Raw genomic sequence first — 22,552 nt, 5'->3', positions numbered from 1 at the left:
GGCCAAGCCTGACGAAACGCCCTCCAAGCTGGACGACCTGGGTGCGCTGATCGCTACGTTGCCGTCAACCGCCAAACCGCAGGCGGCGTCCACCCCGCCCGCGCAAGTCGCCATGGCGCCCGCCCAGGCGCCCACGCCAATTTCCAAGTCCGCGCCGGCCGCCACCCCGGCCCCGTCCCCCAAAGCCGCGACCGCCACGGCGTCTGCGGCAACGGGCACGTACTACCTGCAGGCGGGCGCCTTCCGCGGCGAAAATGACGCGGAATCGCTGAAAGCCCGCATCATCCTGCTGGGGCTGCCGGTGGCTGTGCAGAAGGCCGAAGTCAACGGCAAGGCGATCAACCGGGTGCGAGTCGGCCCGTTCGCCCGCCTGGACGACATGAACCGCGCCCGCGGCAGGCTGGGCGAGAACAAGATTGAAACCGCCGTGGTGCGCCAGTAAACGCGGCGCCTGCGGCTTGGCATTGAACGCTTGGCATTGAACTTATCCGGCCCCGGGCCTGTCTGTAACTTTTTACCCAGGAACCTCTCATCCATGTTGTCCACCAAGATTATCCGCATCATGGCCGCGGCCGCGCTGACCGCCACGGCGTTCTTCAGCCAGGCAAGCCACGCTCAAGGCACGCCGGCCTATGTGTCGATCAACCCGCCGTTGCCGTCGGACACCCCGGGCAAGGTGGAAGTGCTGGAATTCTTCGCCTACACCTGCCCGCATTGCGCCGCCATGGAACCCATGGTTGAAGACTGGGTCAAGACCGCCCCGTCCGACGTCGTGCTCAAGCAAGTGCCGATCGCCTTCAACGCCGGCATGAAGCCGCTGCAGCAGGTGTACTACACGTTCCTGGCCCTGGACCGCCAGGACCTGCACGCCAAGTTCTTCACCGCCATCCACGGCGAGCACAAGCGCCTGTTCGACAAGAAGTCCATGGGCGAGTGGGCCGCATCCCAAGGCGTGGACCGCGCCAAGTTCGATTCGGTGTTCGACTCGTTCACCGTGCAAACCCAGGTGCAACGCGCCACCCAGCTGGCCGAGGCCTACCGCATCGACGGCACGCCCTCGTTTGCCGTGGGCGGCAAGTTCATGACCTCGCCGGTCATGGCGGGCAACAGCTACGAAGGCGCGCTGAAGGAAGTCAACCAGCTGATCCCGATGGCGCGCAGCAAGTAATCCGCGTCCGCGAATCACGACAAAACGCCCCGGCCTCACCGCCGGGGCGTTTTCTTTTTGGAGAAGATGTTTCAGCCGCGCCGGGCGCCAAACGCCGGCGCTACACTTTCGCCACAAAAATTCGCCGCATCGACGGCATCAAACGGGTGGAAGACAAATGAAACAGCAATTCCTGCGCAATCGCGCGGCGTTGGGCCTGGGCCTGTGCCTGGCGTTCGGCGCCGTCGCCTCGCATGCCAGCACGGCCGACGGCGTGAAGATCGGCGTCCTGACGGACATGGCGGGCGTCACCGCCGACGCCACCGGCAAGGGGTCGGTGGAAGCCGCCCGCCTGGCCATCGAAGAAATGGGGGGCACGGTGCTGGGCAAGCCCATCTCGCTGGTGTCCGGCGACCACCAGCATCGCCCCGACATCGGTAGCAGCATGGTCCGCAAGTGGTACGACACCGATGGCGTGGACGTCGTGGTGGACGTGCCCAATTCGTCCGTCGCGCTAGCGGTGCAAGGCATCGCGCGCGAAAAGAAGAAGCTGGTGCTGTTCTCCAGCCCCGGCACCACCGCGCTGTCGCAAGCGCAATGCTCGCCGTATGGCGTGCAGTGGACCTACACCACCTATGCGCTGTCGCGCGGCACGGCAACCGCCGTCGTCAAGGAAGGCAACAAGCGCTGGTTCATCCTGGCATCCGACTACGCCTTCGGCAAGCAACTGGCGGCCGACACCGAAACCGTCGTCAAAGCCAATGGCGGCGAAGTGGTGGGCACGGTGTTCCACCCGCTCAACGCCTCTGACTTCGCCTCGTTCCTGCTTCAGGCGCAGGGCTCAAAGGCGCAGATCATCGCCATCGCGAATGCGGGCGGCGACACCATCTCGGCCATCAAGCAGGCCGCGGAATTCGGCATCGGCGGCACGCAGCAGCTGGCCGCCATGCTGCTGCTGATCACGGATGTGCACAGCCTGGGCCTGCAAGCGGCGCAGAAGACTTATCTGACCGTGCCATCGTATTGGGACATGAACGACGGCACGCGCGCCTTCACCAAGAAGTTCGAAGCGCGCGTCGGCCGCCCGCCCACCTTCCTGCAGGCGGGCGTGTATAGCTCGGTGCGGCATTACCTGCAGGCGGTGAAGGCCGCCGGCACGGCGGATTCGGATGCCGTGATGGCGAAGATGAAGTCGCTGCCCATCGACGACCCTTTCAGCCTGAACGCGCATATTCGCGAGGACGGGCTGGTGGTGCGCGACATGATGCTGGCGCAGGTGAAGACGCCCGAGCAGTCCAAGGCGCCGTGGGACTACTACAACATCGTGCGCACCATTCCCGGCGACACGTTGGCCTGGCCGCTGTCGGAAAGCCAATGCCCGCTGGTCAAGCCATGACGCCGGCCAGGCCGTCGTCCGCCTCGGAGCCCGTCGCGCTGGCGGACTTCGGCAGCTTCTACGCCGGCGGCAAGCCCGTGCGCGTGGCCGGCCTGCCGCAGCGCGACATTGCCTTCACGCAGACCGCGTCGCTGGCTTATGACCCGAACGGCCTGTACCACTTCGAACAGGCCTACGTGCAGTATTTCATTCCGGCCCGGCTCACCCATCCGCTGCCCGTCGTGCTGCTGCACGGCGGCGGCATGACGGGCGCCATGTGGGAACAGACGCCCGACGGCCGGGCAGGGTGGATGCAGCATTTCCTGCGCCAGGGCCATGCGGTGTATGTGGTGGACAACGTGGAGCGCGGCCGCGCCGGCTGGGCCCCGTTCCAGCAGGTCTGGCCCGAGCCGCCCATCATCCGCAACGCGGAAGAAAGCTGGTCGCTGTTCCGCTTCGGACGCGCCGAGGATTTCGAGGCGCGGCGCGCGTTCGCCGGGCAGCGCTTTCCCGTCGACGCGTTCGACGACTTCATCCGCCACGCGGTGCCGCGCTGGCTGGGCAACAACGATGCGGCCTTGCGGGGTTTTTGCGCCGTGCTAGATCGCGTGGGCCCGTGCCTGGTGATGGCGCACAGCCATGGCGGCGAAGTGGCCTACCGCGCGTTGCATGCGCGGCCGGATCTGGTGCGCGGCGTGATCGGCATCGAGCCCTCGGGCTTTTCCAGCGACGTGGTCACCGCCGCCGTGGCGGACAAGCCGTTCCTGTTCGTCTATGGCGACTATCTGGATGCCACGCCATTGTGGCAGCGCCTGTGCGCCGCCGGCCAGGACTATGCGGATTCGCTGGCGCGCCACGGTGCGCGGGTGGACGTGTGGCGGCTGGCGGAGCAGGGCATCACGGGCAATTCCCACATGCCGATGATGGACGACAACAGTGACGACATCGCCGCGCGCGTCGGCGCCTGGATCCGCGCCACGGCGGTCTGAGCGCACGGCGTCGCGCGCATTGCGCGATGCCGTACCATCAGGCTGCCATGCCGCGGGCTGCGGCGTTACTCGCGTACCGCCGCGGCTTTTTCCAGCGCCTGGGTCAGGTCGGCGATGATGTCTTCCGGCGATTCCAGGCCGATGTGCAGGCGGACCAACGCATTGTCGCCTTCGCCCCAATAGCGGTGCTTGGACAGGTCCTTGGGCGACACGAGTTGCACCAGGCTTTCGTAGCCGCCCCAGGAAAAGCCGATGCCGAACAAGGTCAGCGCGTCCACGAAGGTACGTGCCGCCGCGGGCGACAGGCCCAGTTCCACCGACAGCATGCCGTTGGAGCCGGTGCAATCGCGCTGCCACAACGCATGGCCCGGGTCCGCCGGCCAGGCCGGATGGAACAGGCGCACGGTTTCGGGACGGCTCTTAAAGAATTCGCACACCTGCAACGCGTGGCGCGCGTGCTGGGCCATGCGGATCGGCATGGTGCGCACACCGCGCAGCGCCAGCCAGGCGTCGTCGGCGCTGATGGAATAACCCATCGCGTACTGCGTGCGGTTCAGTTTCTTGGCGATTGCTTCGTCGTTGGTGACCACCGCCCCCAGCATCAGGTCGGAGTGGCCGCCCACGTACTTGGTGCCGGCAATGACCGAGACCTGCGCGCCCAGCGTCAGCGGGCGATAGATATAGCCCGAGCCCCACGTGTTGTCGGTGGCCAGCACCAGGCCGTGGTCCTGCGCGAACGCGGCCATCGCGCCCATGTCCAGCATTTCGAACAACAGCGAACCGGGCGACTCCACATACAGCAGTTTCGTGTTGGGCTGCACCAGCGCTTCCAGGTCTTCGTCGGCCGAGAAGTAGGTGATGTCGATGTTCATGCGCTTGAGCACGGCATCGTCCAGTTCGCGCATCGGGCCGTACACGCAGTCGGAGATCAGCGCGTGGTCGCCTGCCGAGCAGAGCGCCATCATGACCATCGTCATCGCCGACAGGCCCGACGAGGCCAGATAGCAATGCGTGCCGCCTTCCAGCTGCGTGAACACCTCTTCCAGCGCGGCATGGGTGTCCATGCCCATGCGGCCGTAGGTGGTGGCGCGGCCGCCGGCCGCCTTGGTGCGCTGCGCCTGCTCCAGCGCGGCCAGGTTCTCGAAGCGCACCGTGCTGGCGCGCATGGGTGGCAGCGGCACCGGCGCGGTGCCGGTTTCAGGATGGAACGGGGCGGTGCCCGCGTGCTGCAAAACCGTATCGATGTGTTTGGTGGTCATCTTCAGGGAAAGTGCTTAAGAATGAACGAAGCCGGAACAAGGGCGGATAGGGTGAACCATATCAGGCGCGAGGCGGCCTGTCCCTAGGCCGTGACCCAGGCGACGGCCTCCGGCAGGTCGGCGCGGCGGGTGCGGTAGCTGTTGGCGGGATGCGAGACGTCCGCGTAGCCAAAGGAAATGCCGCACACGACGCGGCGGTCGGCGTCGATGCCCAGCACCTCGCGCAGCACCTCGGGATACATCGCCAGCGACGCCTGGGCGACGGTGGCCACGCCGTTGGCCTGGGCCGCCAGCAGAAAGTTCGCCACATAGCCGCCGCAATCCATGGCGCCGTATTCGCCCAGGGCCTCGTCGGTCGTGATGATGGCCACGTGCGGCGCGTCGAACAGCTGGAAGTTGCGCATTTCCTGACGGCGGTAGGCCTCGCGGTCGCCGCGCGCCACGCCCACGGCGCCATACAGCTGGAAGCCCGATTCGCGCCGCCGCGCCAGATACTCGTTGCGGTATTCGCGGGGGAAGGGGAAGTCCGGAGTGAAGCCGGGGGTGACGCCAGCCTGCTCCGCCCGGGCCTGCAGCGCCGCGCGCAAGCGTTCGGTGCCGGCGCCCTCGGTGATTGCCACCTGCCAGGGCTGGCAGTTGCACCAGGACGCCGTGCGCTGCGCAAGCGTCAGGATGCGCTCGATTGTGGCGCGGGGCACCGGGGCGGGCAGAAAGGCGCGGCAGCTGTGGCGGGCGCGCAGCCAGGCCTCCAGCGCGGCGTCCGGGCGGGCGTCGTCATCGTCGCGGACGGGCGAGTCCGGCGTGGGGTTTGCGGCCATGGTGTGGGTCTCTCTCCGGTTGTCGGCGCGAATGAGCCGGGTGGATTTTGCCCTTATGATGCCATTCTCCGGCTGACCGGAGCCTTCCCGTTCCAGGCGAAACCCATGCTGCCCTTCGATACCCTGATCGCGTTTTTTGGCATTGCCGTCCTGCTGGCCCTGACCCCGGGGCCCGACAATCTGTTCGTGCTGATGCAATCAGCCATTTGGGGACGCAAGGCGGGCATGTTGGTCGTGCTGGGGCTGTGCACCGGGCTGCTGGGCCACACGGCCGCCGTGGCGTTTGGCCTGGCGGCGGTGTTCGCCGCGTCGCCGGTGGCGTTCACGGTATTGAAGCTGGCGGGCGCCGCCTATCTGGCCTATCTGGCGTGGCAGATCCTGCGCGCGCCGGTGGAATCGGAAACCGGCAAGGCGCCCGAACCGCTCAAGCCCGGCGCCCTGTATCGCCGCGGCATCGTCATGAACCTGACCAACCCGAAGGTGCTGCTGTTCTTCTTCGCCTTCCTGCCGCAGTTCACCTCGCCGGCGCTGGGCCCGGTCGGCATCCAGACCCTGCAGCTGGGCGCGGTGTTCATGGTGTCGACCTTGCTGGTGTTCGGCGCCATCGCGTTCTTCTCGGGCGCGTTCGGCGAATTGCTGCAGCGCTCGGTGCCGGCCAAGCGCTGGCTGAACCGCATCGCCGCCCTGGTGTTCGTGGGCCTGGCCGTGCGGCTGGCGACCGCGACGCGGTAACGGACCGGACATTCGCCACCCACCCACGACGGGCCTTTCCGTAGGATGGGTGAAGCGCGAGACGTCGGCCGCAAGCATCTCGATATACAACGCGCGCAACCCATCAAGCAACGATGATTGCTTGGCAACGTTAGCTACAGCGCAATCGTTGCTTGATGGGTTGCGCGCGCTCGAGGCCGGTGTTCTTCCGTACGGACTCTCGCGCTCCACCCATCCTACGTCCCCGCCGCGTGCGCAGATTGCATGGGCGATGATGCGCAAGGGTCGTCACACAAGAACGTCGGGCGCAACCCGGCTTGCGTTGTGATCACGCCGCCGTGAAGCGCACGATGCCGTCGGCGCCGGTGGCGCGCTTGAGCTTGCCTTCGAAATACAGCGCGTGCAGATGCGCCAGCGCCTCGCCCATGGCGAAGGTCAGCTGGTGCAGGTCCAGCTTGCGCTTGAACAGCACGGGCACGATGTCGGACGTCGACTGCGGCTGCACGGCGCACGCTTCCAGGACTTCAGCCAGACGGTCGCGGTGATGCTCGTGCTGCTGCGCGATGCGCTCGTGCAGGCCCGTGAAAGGGCGGCCATGCGAGGGCAGGACCAGGGTGTCGTCGGGCAGGCCGTCGTAGCCGTCCAGCGAACGCAGGTACAGGGGCAGCGGGTTGGCGTCGGGTTCGTAGTCGAACACGCTTACGTTGGTGGAAATGCGCGGCAGCACCATGTCGCCCGAGATCAGCACGTTCAGGCCGGGCGAATGCAGCGACGCGTGTTCCGGGGCATGGCCATAGCCCACGATCACGCGCCAGTCGCGCTCGCCGATGCGGATCTGGTCGCCATGCATGATGCGCGTGTAGCGCGCGGGCACGGCCGGCACCAGGTTCGGGAAATAGTTGGCGCGCTGGCGGATCTGCTCTTGGGCATCCGGGTCGGTCAACCCGTGGCGGGCGAAGTGCTCGACGGCCGACTGGCCGCCGGGGCCGCCGCCGGCTTCGGTGCGGCGCGACGACCACAAGGACGCCACCATGAAGTCCGTCATGGTCATCCACAGCCGCGCATCCCAGCGTTCGCACAGCCAGTGGGCCAGGCCGATATGGTCGGGGTGCATGTGCGTGACGATCACGCGCAGCACGGGCAGGCCTTCAAGTTCATTCTTGAAGACCTCTTCCCACAGCACCTTGACCTCGTCGCGCGAGATGCCACAGTCGACGATGGTCCAGCCGTCGCGGCCGTCGATGTTGTCGCGCAGCAGCCAGAGGTTGATATGATCCAGCGCGAACGGCAGCGGCATACGGATCCATTTGACCCCGTCCGTCACCACATGCGCATGACCGGCTTCGGGCTGGAAGTCCGCCCAGGGGTACTGCAGTTTCTGTTCGTTGGGGTTCATCGCCTCTCGCTCCACGCTTGACGTTACCGTCAAGTCATCATAATTTACGTTTACGTAAACTGCCACACGTCGCATGCCCTCGTCAACCTGGACCATCTCTGAACTCTCTCGCGAGTTCGACGTCACGCCCCGCACGATCCGCTTCTATGAAGACCAGGGGATCGTCAGCCCGGCGCGCGAGGGGCGTAACCGCATCTTCGGCCCGCGCGACCGAACGCGCCTGAAACTGGCGTTGCGCGGCAAGCGCCTGGGGCTGCAACTGTCCGAAATCCTGACCCTGATCGACATGTACGACGGTCCGGGGGACACCGAAGTCCAGCTGCGCCAATACCTGAGCGTACTGGAACAACACCGTGCCACGCTGGAGCAGCAGCGCCGCGACATCGAAGACACCCTGCAAGAGATTGCCCAGCAAGAGCGCGAATGCCGCGTGCTGCTGGCGCAGAAGCCGTAAGGCGCGGACATGGGCGCCCTGCAGACCGTCGCGCTGTTCATCCTGACCGCGCTGGCCGAAATCGTCGGATGCTATCTCCCGTATCTGTGGCTGCGCAAGGGCCATTCCATCTGGCTGCTGGCACCCGCCGCGGCCAGCCTGGCGCTGTTCGCGTGGCTGCTCACCTTGCATCCGACCGCATCCGGCCGGGTCTACGCCGCGTATGGCGGCGTGTACATCGGCATGGCGCTGCTGTGGCTGTGGGCAGTCGACGGCGTGCGCCCCAGCGCAAGCGACTGGCTCGGCGTGGGCCTGTGCCTGGCCGGCATGCTGGTAATCATGTTCGGCCCCCGGGGCACGTAGGATGGGTGAAGCGCGAGCGCTTCGTGGGAAGGACGCTGCTGCCCAGCGCGCGTAACCCATCGGACGGAGGTTGCGTTGTGGCGGACCTTGCCAAGCAATCACATCTGCTTGATGGGTTACGCGCGTTGGGGGTTTGTGTTCTGGCGCGCAGTCTTTCGCGCTCCACCCATCCTACGGTCCCGTTCGGGGCGGAAGGGTAGGCGGCGTGGAGCACGCGGCGCCCGTCAACCCGCCCGCGAATCCCGATCACTCCGCCTTGATGTTGCCTTCCTTGATGATGCGGGCGTTGTTCGTGAACTCGGCCTGCACCTGCTTGGCGAACGCCTCGCCCGACGCCGTGCCGGGCTGCAGGTAGGACTTGGCCAGCAGGTCCTGGAAGTCGGCGCTGGCAACCGCCTTGTTCAACGCGGCCAGCAGCGGTTGCGACACCGTCGGCGGCAGGTTGGCGGGCGCGAACACGCCGAAGTTGGAGTAGTACTGCGCCTGCGGCAGTTTCAGTTCGGCCATCGTGGGAACGTCCGGCCAGGCGGCCAGGCGTTGCGGGGCCATCACGGCCAGCGGCCGCAGCGCGCCACTGGCCACGTGCGGCAACACGACGTCGCTGTTGACGACAAGCAGTTCGACCACGCCGCCCAGCCCGTCGGTCAGCGCCTGGCTGTTGCCGCGGTAGGGCACGTGCAGCATCTTGGTGTTGGTCTGCGTGGTGACGGCGGCCATGCCGATGTGGGCGACGGTGCCCTGGCCCGGTGTGCCGTAGCGCACGCCTTCGGGATGCGCGCGGGCGTATTCGACCAGGCCGGCGAAGTCTTTCACCGGCAACGCCTTGGTCGCCACGATGGCGACCGGCGCCACGGCCACGCTGGCCACCGGCGTCAGGTCTTTCATCGGGTCGTAGTTGGTCTTGGCCAGATGCGGGAAGATCGTCAGCGGGCTGGTGGAAGCCAGCAGCAGGGTGGTGCCGTCCGGCTGCGCGCGGGCGACGAAATCCGTGCCCACGGAAGCGCCGGCGCCCGGCTTGTTTTCAACGATGACGGTGATGTTGGCTTCCTTGCGCAGCACGTCGCCCAGGCGGCGCCCGATCGCGTCGGCGCTGCCGCCGGCGGTATAGGGCACAACCAGCGTAACGGGCTTGGCGGGCCAGCTTTGGGCCATGGCGCCGCTTGCCACGATTGCCAGGGCCGCCCCCGCGGCCTTGACCAGCAATGTCTTCTTTTTCATATCGTCCTAGTGATGTTGCGTAGCACTGCGTTGGATAAAGCGTGAAACGGGAAACACATCAAGCAGGCGCGGCGGTCAGGCCGTCAGATAGCGTTGCGCCAGGCGAACCCAGTACGACGCGCCCGCCGGAATCAAAGCATCATTGAAGTCATAGCTGGCGTTGTGCAGCATGCAGGGGCCCAGGCCGTGGCCGGCCATGCGGTGCTCGCCGTCGCCGTTGCCCAGGAACACGTAGCAGCCCGGCTTTTCCTGGAGCAGGAACGCGAAATCTTCCGAGGCCATCGCGGGCTCGATGGTCAGCGCGCGGTCTTCGCCGACCACGTCGCGCATGACGCCCATGCAGAACTCGGTCTCGGCCACGGTGTTGACGAGCGCCGGGTAGCGGCGCTCGAAGAACACGTCGGCCTCGCAGCCGTGCGCGGCAGCGATGTTGCCGGCGATCTCTTTCATGCGGCGTTCGATCAGGTCCACCACGTCCGTGCTGTAGGCACGCACCGAGCCGCCCAGCCAGGCGGTATTCGGAATGACGTTGATGACGGTGCCACCCGCCTGCACCTGCGTGATGGACAGCACGGCGGCGTCCAGCGGCCGCTTGCTGCGGGTCAGGATGGTCTGTAGCGACTGGCCGATGGCGAACAGCGCCGGCACGGGGTCGGCGCAATCCTGGGGCGCGGCGGCGTGGCCGCCCTTGCCCTTGACCGTGATCTTGAAGCCGTTGGCTGCCGCCATCATGGGGCCGGCGCACACGCCGAACGAGCCCGCCGGCAGGCCCGGCCAGTTGTGCATGCCGAACACGGCTTCGCAGGGAAAGCGCGTGAACAGGCCGTCCTGGATCATGGCGCGTCCGCCCGCGCCGCCTTCCTCGGCCGGCTGGAAGCACAGGTACACCGTGCCGTCGAAACCGCCCGCGGTCTGCAGGTGGCGGGCCGCCGCCAGCAGCATGGCGGTGTGGCCGTCATGGCCACAGCCGTGCATCTTGCCGTCGTGGCGCGACCGGTGGTCGAACTGGTTTTCTTCCTGCATGGGCAGGGCGTCCATGTCGGCGCGCAGCATGATGGCCCGGTCCGACGTGCCGTGCTTGATCACCCCGACCACGCCGGTCTTGGCGATGCCGGTGTGCGTTTCGATGCCCCAGCTGCGCAGCGTGTCCGCCACCACCTTGGCTGTCCGGTGCTCTTCGTAGCAAAGCTCGGGATGCATGTGGATATCGCGCCGCAGCGCCACAATTTCGTCCAGATTGGATAGTTCGAGCACGGCAGACTCCGAGGCAATGACGCAGGATTTCAGGGACAGGGTCGAATAGTAATCAGCGTTGCTCCCTGGGAAACATGCAATTTCCTAGGGATAACCCGACTCCAATTTACGTTTACGTAAACGTAATATTTGCGGTGCATCATTGCGCAGCGATGCGTGATCGGCGCATGATGAGCCCTCCGATGGCGGCATCGCGCCGATGGCAGGCGCCCATAAGAATGTAAGTACCCACTATCACGGAGACATCGATGAATCTTCCCGGCCTGAACTTCGACCTGGGCGAAGACCTGGACATGCTGCGCGACGCCGTGCGCAATTTCGCGCAGGCCGAGATCGCGCCCCGCGCGGCTGAAGTCGATCGCAGCGATCAGTTCCCCATGGACCTCTGGCGCAAATTCGGCGAACTCGGCGTGCTGGGCATGACGGCCGACGAGGAATACGGCGGCGCCAACATGGGCTACCTGGCCCATATGGTGGTGATGGAAGAGATCTCGCGCGCCAGCGCCTCCGTGGGCTTGTCTTACGGCGCGCACTCCAACCTGTGCGTGAACCAGATCAACCGCAACGGCACGGCGGCCCAGAAGGCCAAGTACCTGCCCAAGCTGATTTCGGGCGAACACGTGGGCGCCCTGGCCATGAGCGAACCGGGCGCCGGTTCCGACGTCGTCAGCATGAAGCTGCGCGCCGAAAAGAAGGGCGACCGCTACGTGCTGAACGGCACCAAGATGTGGATCACCAACGGCCCGGACGCCGACACGCTGGTCGTCTACGCCAAGACCGATCCCGAAGCGCACCAGCGCGGCATCACCGCCTTCCTGGTGGAAAAGGGTTTCAAAGGGTTCTCGGTTGCGCAAAAGCTCGACAAGCTGGGCATGCGCGGCAGCCACACGGGCGAACTCGTGTTCCAGGACTGCGAGATTCCCGAAGAGAACGTGTTGGGCCAGGTCAACGGCGGCGTTCGCGTACTGATGAGCGGCCTGGACTACGAACGCGCCGTGCTGTCCGGCGGCCCGCTGGGCATCATGCAGGCGGTGATGGACGTCGTCGTCCCCTACATCCACGACCGCAAGCAGTTCGGCCAGGCCATCGGCGAATTCCAGCTGATCCAGGGCAAGGTGGCCGATCTGTACACCACGCTGCAGGCCAGCCGCGCCTTCTGCTACCAGGTGGGCAAGAACCTGGACAAATTGGGCACCGAGCACGTGCGTCAGGTCCGCAAGGACTGCGCCGCGCTGATCCTGTACACGGCCGAAAAGGCTACCTGGATGGCGGGCGAAGGCGTGCAGATCCTGGGTGGCAACGGCTACATCAACGAATACCCGGTGGGCCGCCTGTGGCGCGACGCCAAGCTGTACGAGATCGGCGCCGGCACCAGCGAAATCCGCCGCATGCTGATCGGCCGCGAACTGTTCAACGAAACGGCCTGATCCGCCGTCCGGACCCCATCATGATCCGCATGTCCGATGTCCAGCATATCGAGCAGGCCCCCGCCCCGGGGCCCTCGCCGCTGGACGTCGCGCGGCTGATCCTGGCGGGGTTCGACCGCCACTACGCGCTGTTTCGCTACAGCGCGCAGCGCGCCAAGGCCTTGTTCGAATCCGGCGACTGGCACGGCATCCAGCACCTGTCGCGCGAACGCATCGAGTACTACGACATGCGGGTGCGCGAATGCGCCACCCAATTGGAAGGCGTGCTGCGCGGCCGCCCCGAGGGCGCGCTGGGCGCGGCAAGCCTCAACGGCAACGGAGGCAATGGCGCAGCGGCGCCGGCCCTGACCGACGCCCAGACGGCCTACTGGCAGCAGATCAAGCAGGAATTCGTCGGCCTGCTGGGCGACCACCGCCAGCCGGAATGCGCCGAGACCTTCTTCAATTCGGTGTCGTGCCGGCTGCTGCATCGCGACTACTTCCACAACGATTTCCTCTTCGTGCGTCCGGCGGTTGCGACCGACTACCTGGACAGCAGCACGCCGTCCTACCGCGTGTACTACCCGGCCACCGACGGCCTGGAAAAAAGCCTGATCCGCATGGTGGCGGACTTCGGCCTGGCGCTGCCATTCGAAGACCTGCCGCGCGACACCCGGATGCTTGCGCGGGCCGCGGTCGCGCAGTTGCGCACGCTGTTGCCGCGCCACGTGGGTCGGCGCATCGCCAGCGATTGCCAGATCCATGCGCTGGGCTCGCTGTTCTTTCGCAACAAGGGCGCCTACATCGTCGGACGCCTGATCAACCAGACCACCGTCTACCCCTTCGCCGTGGCGCTCACGCGCAATCCGGCGGGGCAGGTGTCGCTGGACGCGCTGCTGCTGGGCGCGGACGACCTGAGCACGCTGTTCAGCTTCACGCGCGCCTATTTCCTGGTGGACATGGAAACGCCGGCCGCCGTCGTGAACTTCCTGGCGACGCTTCTGCCGCGCAAGCCCAAGGCCGAGCTCTACACCATGATCGGCCTGCAAAAGCAGGGCAAGACGCTGTTCTATCGCGACTTCCTGCACCACCTTGCCCACTCGCGCGACGCCTTCGACATCGCGCCCGGCATCAAGGGCATGGTGATGTGCGTATTCACGCTGCCGTCCTACCCGTACGTGTTCAAGCTGATCAAGGACCGCATCGACAAAGACGGCATGGACCACGCCACCGTGCGCCGCAAGTACCAGATGGTGAAGCTGCACGACCGCGTGGGCCGCATGGCCGACACCTGGGAGTATTCGCAGGTGGCGCTGCCGCGCAGCCGTTTCGCCCCCGCCTTGCTGGACGAACTACGCCGTCTGGTGCCCAGCCTGATCGAAGAAACCGGGGACACGGTCGTCATCCGCCATGTCTACATCGAACGGCGGATGACGCCGCTGAACATCTATCTGCGCCAGGCGTCCGACGCGCTGCTGGACCCCGCCGTGCGCGAGTACGGCGACGCAATCCGGCAGCTGGCCGCCGCCAATATCTTCCCCGGCGACATGCTTTACAAGAACTTCGGCGTGACGCGGTTGGGCCGGGTCGTCTTTTATGACTACGACGAAATCCAGCGCATGACCGAAATGAACTTCCGGCGCATTCCGCCGGCCCCCAACGAAGAAGCGGAAATGGCGTCCGAACCCTGGTACGCCATTGGACCGAACGACGTATTCCCCGAAGAATTCGGCCGCTTCCTGCTTGGCGACGCGCGCGTGCGCGGCGCCTTCATGCGCCACCACGCCGACCTGCTGGAACCGGATTGGTGGCAGGCCTGCCGCGCCCACGTGGCGCAGGGCCGGATTGAAGAATTTTTCCCTTACGATACGGACAGACGCCTGCGTCCGGAACGCCCTTCGGGCAACCGCGCAGTGCCGATACCCAGACGCTGTCCCGACCCTCACAGGAGCTAGTCATGTCAGATCCCATTGTTATCGTTTCCATCGCCCGCACGCCCATGGGCGGCATGCTGGGCAGCCTGTCCGGCCTGGCCGCGCACGAGCTGGGCGCAGTCGCCATCAAGGCCGCCATCGAACGCGCTGGCATCAAGCCTGAGCAAGTCGACGAAGTCATCATGGGCAACGTGCTGCAAGCCGGCCAAGGCCAGGCGCCCGCGCGTCAAGCGGCGCTGGGCGCCGGCCTGCCGCTGGGCGTGGCGTGCACCACGATTCACAAGGTGTGCGGTTCGGGCCTGAAGGCCGCCATGTTCGGCCATGACCTGCTGGCGGCCGGCAGCGCCGAAGTCGTCGTCGCAGGCGGCCAGGAAAGCATGAGCAACGCGCCCTACCTGCTGTTGAAGGCGCGCCAGGGCTATCGTTTCGGCCACAACACCGTGTATGACCACATGGCGCTGGACGGCCTGGAAGACGCGTACGACAAGGGCAAGGCCATGGGCGTGTTCGCCGAAGACTGCGCCGCCAAGTACGAGTTCACGCGCGAGCAGCAGGATGCGTTCTCGCTGGAATCGCTGCGCCGCGCCCGCGCCGCTACCGAAGACGGCAGCTTCAAGTGGGAAATCGCCCCCGTGACGGTCGCCGGCCGCAAGGGCGACACCGTGATCGACACCGACGAAGCCCCCACCAAGGCCATGCCGGAAAAGATCCCCACGCTCAAGCCCGCGTTCAAGAAAGACGGCACCATCACCGCCGCGAACTCGTCGTCGATCTCCGACGGCGCCGCCGCCATGGTGCTGATGCGCGCCTCCACCGCCGAGAAACTCGGCGTCAAGCCGCTGGCCCGCATCGTGGCCCACAGCCAGCACTCGCAAGAGCCGGGCTGGTTCACCACCGCCCCCGTGGGCGCGTTGAAGAACCTGTTCGCCAAGACCGGCTGGAAGGCCGAGGACGTGGACCTGTACGAGATCAACGAAGCCTTCGCGGTGGTCACCATGGCCGCCATGACCGACTTCAAGCTGCCGCATGACAAGGTCAACGTCAACGGCGGCGCCACCGCCCTGGGCCACCCGATCGGCGCATCGGGCGCCCGCCTGATGGCCACGCTGGTTGGCGCGCTGCGCAAGACCGGCGGCAAGCGCGGCGTCGCCACGCTGTGCATCGGCGGCGGCGAAGCCGTCGCGATGGCGATCGAGATGGTCTGACGACACGCGGGAAGGCGGACAGGCGTCCGCCTTCCCGTGGTTTTTCGCTGCGCCTTTTCTCTCATGGCCACCGGACGCGACGGGTCGGTCGCGGGCCAGATCGGAAAAGGCGCAACGAAAACCCACATCGACAAGAATGCCCGGAGCAACCGGGCAGCGAGACAACCCGCTCTACGAGCGCCTTCAAATTCCAATCAAGCAGGACGGGTGGAACCCCATGCCCATCATCGAATCCCGCATCAATCCGCGGTCGCAGGACTTCACCGACAACGCGCGTGCCATGCAGGCGCAGTTGGATGATCTGAATCAGAAGCTGGCGCAGACTGCGCTGGGCGGCAGCGAAGCCGCGCGCGCCAAGCACGTGGCGCGCGGCAAGCTGCTGCCGCGCGACCGCGTCGAGAACCTGATCGATCCGGGCACCCCGTTCCTGGAACTGTCGCCGATGGCGGCCCACGACATGTACGACGGCGACGCGCCGGGCGCAGGCGTCATCACCGGCATCGGCCGCGTGTCGGGCACCGAATGCGTCATCGTCTGCAACGACGCCACGGTCAAGGGCGGCACGTACTACCCGATGACGGTCAAGAAGCACCTGCGCGCGCAAGAGATCGCCGCGCAGAACCATCTGCCTTGCGTGTACCTGGTGGACTCGGGCGGCGCCAACCTGCCGCAGCAAGACGAAGTGTTCCCCGACCGCGAACACTTCGGCCGCATCTTCTACAACCAGGCGCAGATGTCCGCGCAGGGCATTTCGCAGATCGCCGTGGTGATGGGGTCGTGCACCGCCGGCGGCGCCTACGTGCCCGCCATGAGCGATGAATCCATCATCGTGAAGAACCAGGGCACCATCTTCCTGGGTGGCCCGCCGCTGGTGAAGGCCGCCACGGGCGAAGAAGTCAGCGCCGAAGACCTGGGCGGCGGCGACGTGCACACGCGCCTGTCCGGCGTGGTGGACCACCTAGCCGCCAACGACATGCATGCGCTGCAACTGGCGCGTAACGCCGTGGCCCGCCTGAACCGCAAGAAGCCCGCGCCGCTGGCCACGATTCCCGTGCGCGAACCGCGCTTCGATCCCAGCGAGTTAAACGGCATCATCCCCGCCGATACGCGCAAGCCCTACGACGTGCGCGAAGTCATCGCGCGCATCGTGGATGGGTCCGAATTCGACGAATTCAAGGCGCGTTTCGGCCCCACGCTGGTGACCGGCTTTGCCCACATCCAGGGCATGCCTGTCGGCATCGTCGCCAACAACGGCATCCTGTTTTCCGAGTCCGCGCAAAAGGGCGCGCACTTCATCGAACTGTGCGCGCAGCGCAAGATCCCGCTGGTGTTCCTGCAGAACATCACCGGCTTCATGGTGGGCCGCAAATACGAGAACGAAGGCATCGCGCGCCACGGCGCAAAGATGGTGACGGCGGTGGCGACCGCCGCCGTGCCGAAGTTCACCGTGCTGATCGGCGGCTCGTTCGGCGCCGGCAACTACGGCATGTGCGGCCGCGCGTATTCGCCCCGCATGCTGTTCATGTGGCCCAACGCCCGCATCTCGGTGATGGGCGGCGAACAGGCTGCAAGCGTGCTGGCCACGGTCAAGCGCGATGGCATCGAAGCGCGCGGCGGGAAATGGTCGGCCGATGAAGAAGCCGCCTTCAAGGCGCCCATCCGCGAACAGTACGAACATGAGGGCCATCCTTACTACGCCACGGCGCGCCTGTGGGACGACGGCATCATCGCGCCGGCCGATACGCGCCGCGTGCTGGGCCTGGCCTTGTCGGCCGCGCTGAACGCGCCTATTGAAGACACGAAGTTCGGCGTGTTCCGGATGTAGGGCGTTCGCCCTTGCCCCGCAGCACCGCAGTTCAAGAAGAATTACAGCCAGGATGACATCCATGTTCGACACTTTGCTGATTGCCAACCGCGGAGAGATCGCCTGCCGCGTCGCCGCCACCGCCCGCCGTATGGGCATCCGCACCGTCGCCGTCTATTCGGACGCGGACGCCGACGCGCGCCACGTGGCCGCCTGCGATCAGGCCGTGCACATCGGCGGACCGGAACCGCGCGCCAGCTACCTGCGCGCCGACGCCATCCTGCAGGCCGCGATCGACACCGGCGCGGGCGCGATCCACCCGGGCTACGGCTTCCTGTCGGAAAACGAAGCGTTCGCGGAAGCCGCAGAAAAGGCGGGCATCTCGTTCGTCGGCCCGCCCGCGTCCGCCATCGCCGCCATGGGCAGCAAGTCCGCCGCCAAGTCGCTGATGGAGAAAGCGGGTGTGCCGCTGGTGCCGGGCTATCACGGCGACAACCAGGACCCGCAATTCCTGAAGACCCAGGCTGACGGCATCGGCTATCCGGTGCTGATCAAGGCCAGCGCCGGCGGCGGCGGCAAGGGCATGCGCGTGGTGGAATCGTCGGGCGCGTTCCTGGATGCGCTGGCGTCCTGCCAACGCGAAGCCGCCTCCAGCTTCGGCGACGACCGCGTGCTGATCGAACGCTATCTGCAAAAGCCGCGCCACATTGAAATCCAGGTGTTCGCGGACACGCACGGCAACTGCGTCTACCTCTTCGAACGCGACTGCTCGGTGCAGCGCCGCCACCAGAAGGTGATCGAAGAAGCGCCGGCGCCCGGCATGACGGAAGAACGCCGCCGCGCCATGGGCGAAGCCGCCGTGGCCGCCGCGCGCGCCGTGGGCTACGTGGGCGCGGGCACCGTGGAGTTCATCTCCGAACCGGATGGCCGCTTCTACTTCATGGAAATGAACACGCGCCTGCAGGTGGAGCACCCGGTCACCGAAATGATCACGGGCCACGACCTGGTCGAATGGCAGTTGCGCGTGGCCGCCGGCCAGCCGCTACCGGCGCGTCAGGAAGACCTGCGCATCAATGGCCACGCCATCGAGGCCCGCATCTACGCCGAGAACCCCGAAAAGGGCTTCCTGCCGTCGATCGGCACGCTGGCCTACCTGGGCCTGCCGCCGCACACCGCGTTTGCCAACGGCGACGTCCGCGTGGACGGCGGCGTGCGCACGGGCGACACGATCACCCCGTTCTACGACCCCATGATCGCCAAGCTGATCGTGCACGGCGCCGACCGCGACCAGGCGCGCGCCCGCATGCTCCAGGCGCTGGCCCAGACGCAGGCCGTGGGCGTGCAGACCAATGTGGCGTTTCTGTCGCGCCTGATGCAAGACAGCGCCTTTGCCGCCGCGGACCTGGACACGGGCCTGATCGAGCGCCAGCGCGCCACGCTGCTGCCGGAACCGCAGGCCGCAAGCACGGCCACACTGGCGCTGGCCTCGGCCGCCGTGCTGGTGCGCCAGGGCCTGGCACAACCCGGCCTGCAAACCGCCGGCAAGGGGCCGTCCGACCCCTGGGACGCGCGCGACGGCTGGCGCCTGGGCAACCAATACCAGCGCCATCTGCAGTGGGTGGACAACGGCGAGACGCGTCGCGTGACCGTCGCCCGCCAAGGCGGCGCCTGGACGCTGGATGCCGGCTCGGGCCCGCAACCCTTCCTGTGGCGTTCGCATGCCAGCGCCAACCCCAACCTGGCCTACGGCCTGCGCATCACGCTGGCGGGCCATGAGAACGCCGGTACGGTCGTTCTGCATGCCGACCGCGCCCACGTCTTCGGCGAAGGCGGCGTGCACGTGCTGGAGCTCTACGACCCCTTGGCGCACGCCCAGGACACGCAGGGCGAACACGGCGGCGGCCTGACCGCGCCCATGCCCGGCAAGATCATCTCGATCTCGGTCAAGGCGGGCGACACGGTCGAAAAGGGCCAGCCGCTTCTGGTCATGGAAGCCATGAAGATGGAGCACACGATCTCGGCGCCGGCGGACGGCCGCGTCGGGGAAGTGTTCTACGGCGTAGGCGACCAAGTCACCGAAGGCGCGGAACTGGTGTCGATCGAATAGGAAGGGGTAGCCCTGGGGACGGCCGCCGTCTTGCAGTGCTATCCTCGGCGGCAGTATTCCGACACAGGCGACCGTGCCCACACGCCATGCCTAGACTGCCGCCGTTCCTTCGCGTTGCCGTTGCCATGGCTGCGGCCCTGGCCCTGCAGGCATGCAGCTTCGGCGGCGCGCCGTCCTACATCATCTTCGGCGCGTATTTCCCCCGGTGGCTGATGGCCGGACTGGTCGGCGTCGCGGCAGCGCTGGTTGCCCACCGCGTCTTCGTCGCCACCGGCTGGAACCGCAAGGTGCCGCTGCAACTGTCCGTCTGCAGTGCGATCGGTTTGACCGTAGCGGTGCTGTTCTGGGCGCTGGGAACAAGGTGACTCCATGAAACTCGCCGGCACCTCCACCCCCGTCGCGCGCGGCCGCCTGATCGCGCTGGCCATCATCGCCATCGGCATCGCCGCCCTGGGCTACGCCGCGTATCGATCTTCGCACTACCCGGCCACCGACGACGCCACCATCGACGCCGATCTTGTCCACGTCGCCACGCCCGTCGGCGGCCGCCTGGTCTCGTTGCCCGTCAAGGAAAACCAGCACGTGGCCAAGGGCGATACGCTGTTCGAAATCGACCCTGAACCGTATCGCCTGACCGTCCGGCAGGCCGAGGCCGACCTCGCCATGGCCCAGGCCTCGCTGGAAACCCGGCGCCGTGCGCTGATTGTCGAGCGCGCCAACTCCAGCGTGGCCGACGAACAGCTGCGCCGGGCCGAGGCCAACCACGCGCTGGCCGCGCGCACCGTGAAGCGGCTGGCGCCGCTGGCGGCACAGGGCTACATCCCGACCCAGCAGTACGACCAGTCCCAGGTCGCGCTGCGCGACGCCGAAGTCTCTCTCAAGCAGGCGCAGCAGCAACAGGCGGCCGCCGCCAGCACCATTGGCGACGAGGCCGAGGCCCAGGCCGCCGTACAGGCCAGGCAAGCCGCTCTGGCGCGTGCGCGCCACTCGCTGGGCGAAACGGTCGTGCGGGCGCCCCACGACGGCTATGTGACCGGCCTGGGCGTGCTGTCCGGCGAAACCGTGGCGCCCGGCCAGTCCCTGTTCACGCTGGTGGCGTCCGACGAATGGTTCGCAGTCGCCAACTTCCGCGAGACCGACCTGGCCCGCATCAGCGAAGGCGATTGCGCCACCGTCTACTCGATGATCGACCGCTCGCAGGCGATGCGGGGCAAGGTGATAGGCATCGGCGCCGGCGTGCTCGACGGCGAACGCATCAACGTGCCGCATGCCCTGCCGCTGGTGCAGCGTTCGGTGAACTGGGTGCGGGTGGCGCAGCGCTTTCCCGTGCGCGTCGAGATCGAGGAACCGCCGCAAAAGCTGGTGCGCATGGGCGCAAGCGCCATGATCGAGGTCCGCCATGGGCCGGCCTGCCGCTGACGCCGGCTTTCCGCGCGGGAGCGAGCTGATGCAGTGGCTCGCGCCGTTCCCTGGCCGGGCCGAGATGACCCTGCGCGTGACCGTCATCTGCGCGCTCACCGCGCTGGTCGCCAGCGCTTACGGCACGCCCGAAGCCGCCTTGTCTGTCTACATCGTGTTCTTCCTGATCCGGCCCGACCGCGTCACCAACGCCGTGCTGGCCGGCGCCATGCTGGTGCTAGTCACGCTGGTGATCGGTCTGGTCCTGCTTGTGACCCAGGCCAGCATCGACTACCCGCTGCTGCGGGTTTCCGCCATGGCCGTGCTGTCGGCCGGCCTGCTCTACCTGACATCCGCCAGCAAGCTGCGCCCGGTGGGCGCCATCATCGCGATGGTCGTCGGCTTCGGGCTGGACCAGATGGGCCGCGTTCCGATTGGCGAGGCCAGCACGCGCATCCTGCTGTACGCGTGGCTCATGGTGGCGATCCCGGTCGGCCTGGCCATCATCGTCAGCGTCGTGGCCGCGCCGTCGCCGCGCCGGCTCACCTGCGCCAGCCTGGCGCGCCGGCTGCGGCTGGGCGCGAGACGGCTGCGCGAAGGCAAGGACGCGGAGCCGGCGTTTGGCCAGGCCTTGCAGGACGGCAATAAGCAGATCCTGACCTGGCTCAAGCTGTCGGTCGTGGAAGGCACCACCACGCGCCACGACGCCGCTGCGCTGGGCCAGGCCGCGGCCTCCAGTGTCGCCATCCTGCTTGCCATCGACGTGCTGCGCGACGCGGACGGCCCGGGGCTGCCCGGCGAACTCGCCCAGCCGCTCGCCCGCACGCTGGACGAGATGGCGGCGATGCTGGAGCAGGGCGGCTATCCCGTCGATATCGAACCGGACCCGCTGCCGGCCGTGGCCCTGGCGCCGGCCGCACGCGTGGCCTGCGGGCAACTGTGCGACGCCATCAAGCACTTCGCCGTGCCGCCTGCCGAAGCAGAGACGCAGGAAGAGGGCGCCGCCGCCAAGCCCAAGGCCGGTTTCTTCCTGCCCGACGCCCGCAACAATCCGGAACATGTGGCCTATGCGCTCAAGACCACCGGTGCGGCCATGTTCTGCTATCTGCTGTACACGCTGCTGGACTGGCCCGGCATCCACACCGCCGTCATCACCTGCTACATCGTTTCGCTGGGTACCGCCGGTGAGACCGTGCAGAAGTTGCGCCTGCGGCTGGCCGGCTGCGTGATCGGCGCGGTGGCAGGCACGGCGGCGATCGTCTTCGTCGTGCCGCACATGGATTCCGTCGCCGCGCTGCTGGCGCTGGTATCCGCGGCGGCGGCGCTGTCGGCCTGGATCGCGGTGGGGCCACCCGCCATCGCCTATGCCGGCTTCCAGATCGCCTTCGCTTTCTTCCTGTGCGTCATCCAGGGGCCCGGTCCCGGTTTCGACTTGACCATTGCCCGTGACCGCACCATCGGCATCCTGCTGGGCAACGCGGTGGTGTACCTGATGTTCACCCGCGTCTGGCCCGTCAGCATCGGCCCGCAAGCGGATCGGGCCTTGGCGGCGCTGCGCGAACAATGGCGCGCAGTCGCGGCGGGCGGGCCACGGCGCCATGCCTTGGCCGCCGAAGCGCTGGCGGCCGGCCGCGAGGCCCAGTACAGCCTGGCGCTGGCAAGTGCCGAGCCTTCGTGGGTGCGTCCCGGCCAAGCCTGGCTGGACGCCCGGCGCGATGCGCTGGCCGCCTTGTCG

Annotated in this window: 20 protein-coding genes; 15 read left to right on the top strand and 5 right to left on the bottom strand. The window is 67.0% G+C overall.

Annotated elements, in window-relative coordinates; all coding sequences use genetic code 11:
• The 4 genes from AC27VE_RS29650 to AC27VE_RS29635 form a co-directional block, all read left to right on the top strand.
• Positions 1-442: SPOR domain-containing protein (locus tag AC27VE_RS29650; RefSeq protein ID WP_488705747.1), on the top strand; the 442-nt coding region annotated here is incomplete at its 5' end.
• 93 nt (positions 443-535) lie between these two features.
• Positions 536-1,168, top strand: coding sequence for a thiol:disulfide interchange protein DsbA/DsbL (locus tag AC27VE_RS29645; RefSeq protein WP_006226127.1), 633 nt, complete (start codon positions 536-538; stop codon positions 1,166-1,168).
• Positions 1,169-1,325: 157 nt separating this feature from the next.
• Positions 1,326-2,543 carry an ABC transporter substrate-binding protein gene (locus AC27VE_RS29640; protein ID WP_088589794.1) on the top strand — a complete coding sequence of 406 codons (1,218 nt, stop codon included), beginning with the start codon at positions 1,326-1,328 and terminating at the stop codon, positions 2,541-2,543.
• Complete coding sequence (locus AC27VE_RS29635; RefSeq protein ID WP_088589795.1) at positions 2,522-3,511, top strand: alpha/beta hydrolase; 990 nt, start codon at positions 2,522-2,524, stop codon at positions 3,509-3,511. The genes AC27VE_RS29640 and AC27VE_RS29635 overlap by 22 nt, the downstream gene beginning before the upstream one ends.
• Before the next feature lie 65 nt (positions 3,512-3,576).
• Here the strand turns inward: AC27VE_RS29635 and metC are convergent, their stop codons facing one another.
• Positions 3,577-4,770, bottom strand: a complete 1,194-nt coding sequence (metC, locus tag AC27VE_RS29630; protein ID WP_006226124.1) for a cystathionine beta-lyase — start codon at positions 4,768-4,770, stop codon at positions 3,577-3,579.
• 83 nt (positions 4,771-4,853) lie between these two features.
• The gene (locus AC27VE_RS29625) at positions 4,854-5,588 is read right to left on the bottom strand and encodes a nitroreductase (RefSeq protein WP_488705746.1); all 735 of its coding nucleotides are present in this window, start codon (positions 5,586-5,588) and stop codon (positions 4,854-4,856) included.
• Positions 5,589-5,693: 105 nt separating this feature from the next.
• On the opposite strand from AC27VE_RS29625, the gene AC27VE_RS29620 reads away from it, so the two are divergent.
• A complete protein-coding gene (locus AC27VE_RS29620) occupies positions 5,694-6,320 on the top strand; it encodes a LysE family translocator (RefSeq protein ID WP_006226122.1) in 627 nt (208 codons plus the stop codon).
• A 307-nt stretch (positions 6,321-6,627) separates the two neighbouring features.
• Here AC27VE_RS29620 and AC27VE_RS29615 read toward each other — a convergent pair whose 3' ends face one another.
• Positions 6,628-7,695 carry an MBL fold metallo-hydrolase gene (locus AC27VE_RS29615; protein WP_488705745.1) on the bottom strand — a complete coding sequence of 356 codons (1,068 nt, stop codon included), beginning with the start codon at positions 7,693-7,695 and terminating at the stop codon, positions 6,628-6,630.
• A 73-nt stretch (positions 7,696-7,768) separates the two neighbouring features.
• On the opposite strand from AC27VE_RS29615, the gene AC27VE_RS29610 reads away from it, so the two are divergent.
• Positions 7,769-8,149 carry a MerR family transcriptional regulator gene (locus tag AC27VE_RS29610; RefSeq protein ID WP_088589798.1) on the top strand — a complete coding sequence of 127 codons (381 nt, stop codon included), beginning with the start codon at positions 7,769-7,771 and terminating at the stop codon, positions 8,147-8,149.
• 9 nt (positions 8,150-8,158) lie between these two features.
• Positions 8,159-8,491: a YnfA family protein gene (locus AC27VE_RS29605; RefSeq protein ID WP_006226119.1), complete on the top strand. Its 333-nt coding sequence runs from the start codon at positions 8,159-8,161 to the stop codon at positions 8,489-8,491.
• A 246-nt stretch (positions 8,492-8,737) separates the two neighbouring features.
• On the opposite strand, the gene AC27VE_RS29600 is transcribed toward AC27VE_RS29605, so the two are convergent.
• Positions 8,738-9,709: a Bug family tripartite tricarboxylate transporter substrate binding protein gene (locus AC27VE_RS29600; RefSeq protein WP_006226118.1), complete on the bottom strand. Its 972-nt coding sequence runs from the start codon at positions 9,707-9,709 to the stop codon at positions 8,738-8,740.
• A gap of 75 nt (positions 9,710-9,784) precedes the next feature.
• Positions 9,785-10,963 carry a M20 aminoacylase family protein gene (locus tag AC27VE_RS29595; RefSeq protein WP_006226117.1) on the bottom strand — a complete coding sequence of 393 codons (1,179 nt, stop codon included), beginning with the start codon at positions 10,961-10,963 and terminating at the stop codon, positions 9,785-9,787.
• A gap of 248 nt (positions 10,964-11,211) precedes the next feature.
• Here AC27VE_RS29595 and AC27VE_RS29590 point away from each other — a divergent pair, with 248 nt between their 5' ends.
• From AC27VE_RS29590 to AC27VE_RS29555, 8 genes are all read left to right on the top strand, one after another.
• Entirely contained in the window at positions 11,212-12,390 is a 1,179-nt protein-coding gene (locus AC27VE_RS29590; RefSeq protein WP_169272777.1) for an isovaleryl-CoA dehydrogenase, read from the top strand.
• Positions 12,391-12,410: 20 nt separating this feature from the next.
• A complete protein-coding gene (aceK, locus tag AC27VE_RS29585; RefSeq protein WP_488705744.1) occupies positions 12,411-14,324 on the top strand; it encodes a bifunctional isocitrate dehydrogenase kinase/phosphatase in 1,914 nt (637 codons plus the stop codon).
• A gap of 2 nt (positions 14,325-14,326) precedes the next feature.
• Positions 14,327-15,508 (top strand): acetyl-CoA C-acetyltransferase, encoded by a 1,182-nt coding sequence (locus AC27VE_RS29580; protein WP_006226114.1) that lies wholly within the window; start codon positions 14,327-14,329, stop codon positions 15,506-15,508.
• A gap of 217 nt (positions 15,509-15,725) precedes the next feature.
• A complete protein-coding gene (locus AC27VE_RS29575; RefSeq protein ID WP_006226113.1) occupies positions 15,726-17,333 on the top strand; it encodes a carboxyl transferase domain-containing protein in 1,608 nt (535 codons plus the stop codon).
• 61 nt (positions 17,334-17,394) lie between these two features.
• Positions 17,395-19,419: an acetyl/propionyl/methylcrotonyl-CoA carboxylase subunit alpha gene (locus AC27VE_RS29570; RefSeq protein WP_006226112.1), complete on the top strand. Its 2,025-nt coding sequence runs from the start codon at positions 17,395-17,397 to the stop codon at positions 19,417-19,419.
• A gap of 86 nt (positions 19,420-19,505) precedes the next feature.
• Positions 19,506-19,784 (top strand): hypothetical protein, encoded by a 279-nt coding sequence (locus AC27VE_RS29565; RefSeq protein WP_488705743.1) that lies wholly within the window; start codon positions 19,506-19,508, stop codon positions 19,782-19,784.
• A gap of 4 nt (positions 19,785-19,788) precedes the next feature.
• A complete protein-coding gene (gene mdtN, locus AC27VE_RS29560) occupies positions 19,789-20,838 on the top strand; it encodes a multidrug transporter subunit MdtN (protein ID WP_488705742.1) in 1,050 nt (349 codons plus the stop codon).
• A partial coding sequence (locus AC27VE_RS29555; RefSeq protein ID WP_488705741.1) for an FUSC family protein occupies positions 20,819-22,552 on the top strand: 1,734 nt, incomplete at its 3' end. The genes mdtN and AC27VE_RS29555, both read left to right, overlap by 20 nt.

It is taken from the genome of Achromobacter sp. 18P8.1.1 (genome assembly GCF_057799415.1).
Note: the sequence above shows the minus strand (reverse complement) of the source record. Positions and strands in the feature narration are given on the sequence as shown.

Excerpts from the sequence above, each read along its gene's own strand:
- AC27VE_RS29645 (WP_006226127.1), top strand. The coding sequence starts at position 536 with ATGTTGTCCACCAAGATTATCCGCATCATGGCCGCGGCCGCGCTGACC.
- AC27VE_RS29640 (WP_088589794.1), top strand. The coding sequence starts at position 1,326 with ATGAAACAGCAATTCCTGCGCAATCGCGCGGCGTTGGGCCTGGGCCTG.
- AC27VE_RS29635 (WP_088589795.1), top strand. The coding sequence starts at position 2,522 with ATGCCCGCTGGTCAAGCCATGACGCCGGCCAGGCCGTCGTCCGCCTCG.
- metC (WP_006226124.1), bottom strand. The coding sequence starts at position 4,770 with ATGACCACCAAACACATCGATACGGTTTTGCAGCACGCGGGCACCGCC.
- AC27VE_RS29625 (WP_488705746.1), bottom strand. The coding sequence starts at position 5,588 with ATGGCCGCAAACCCCACGCCGGACTCGCCCGTCCGCGACGATGACGAC.
- AC27VE_RS29620 (WP_006226122.1), top strand. The coding sequence starts at position 5,694 with ATGCTGCCCTTCGATACCCTGATCGCGTTTTTTGGCATTGCCGTCCTG.
- AC27VE_RS29615 (WP_488705745.1), bottom strand. The coding sequence starts at position 7,695 with ATGAACCCCAACGAACAGAAACTGCAGTACCCCTGGGCGGACTTCCAG.
- AC27VE_RS29610 (WP_088589798.1), top strand. The coding sequence starts at position 7,769 with ATGCCCTCGTCAACCTGGACCATCTCTGAACTCTCTCGCGAGTTCGAC.
- AC27VE_RS29605 (WP_006226119.1), top strand. The coding sequence starts at position 8,159 with ATGGGCGCCCTGCAGACCGTCGCGCTGTTCATCCTGACCGCGCTGGCC.
- AC27VE_RS29600 (WP_006226118.1), bottom strand. The coding sequence starts at position 9,709 with ATGAAAAAGAAGACATTGCTGGTCAAGGCCGCGGGGGCGGCCCTGGCA.
- AC27VE_RS29590 (WP_169272777.1), top strand. The coding sequence starts at position 11,212 with ATGAATCTTCCCGGCCTGAACTTCGACCTGGGCGAAGACCTGGACATG.
- aceK (WP_488705744.1), top strand. The coding sequence starts at position 12,411 with ATGATCCGCATGTCCGATGTCCAGCATATCGAGCAGGCCCCCGCCCCG.
- AC27VE_RS29580 (WP_006226114.1), top strand. The coding sequence starts at position 14,327 with ATGTCAGATCCCATTGTTATCGTTTCCATCGCCCGCACGCCCATGGGC.
- AC27VE_RS29575 (WP_006226113.1), top strand. The coding sequence starts at position 15,726 with ATGCCCATCATCGAATCCCGCATCAATCCGCGGTCGCAGGACTTCACC.
- AC27VE_RS29570 (WP_006226112.1), top strand. The coding sequence starts at position 17,395 with ATGTTCGACACTTTGCTGATTGCCAACCGCGGAGAGATCGCCTGCCGC.
- AC27VE_RS29565 (WP_488705743.1), top strand. The coding sequence starts at position 19,506 with ATGCCTAGACTGCCGCCGTTCCTTCGCGTTGCCGTTGCCATGGCTGCG.
- mdtN (WP_488705742.1), top strand. The coding sequence starts at position 19,789 with ATGAAACTCGCCGGCACCTCCACCCCCGTCGCGCGCGGCCGCCTGATC.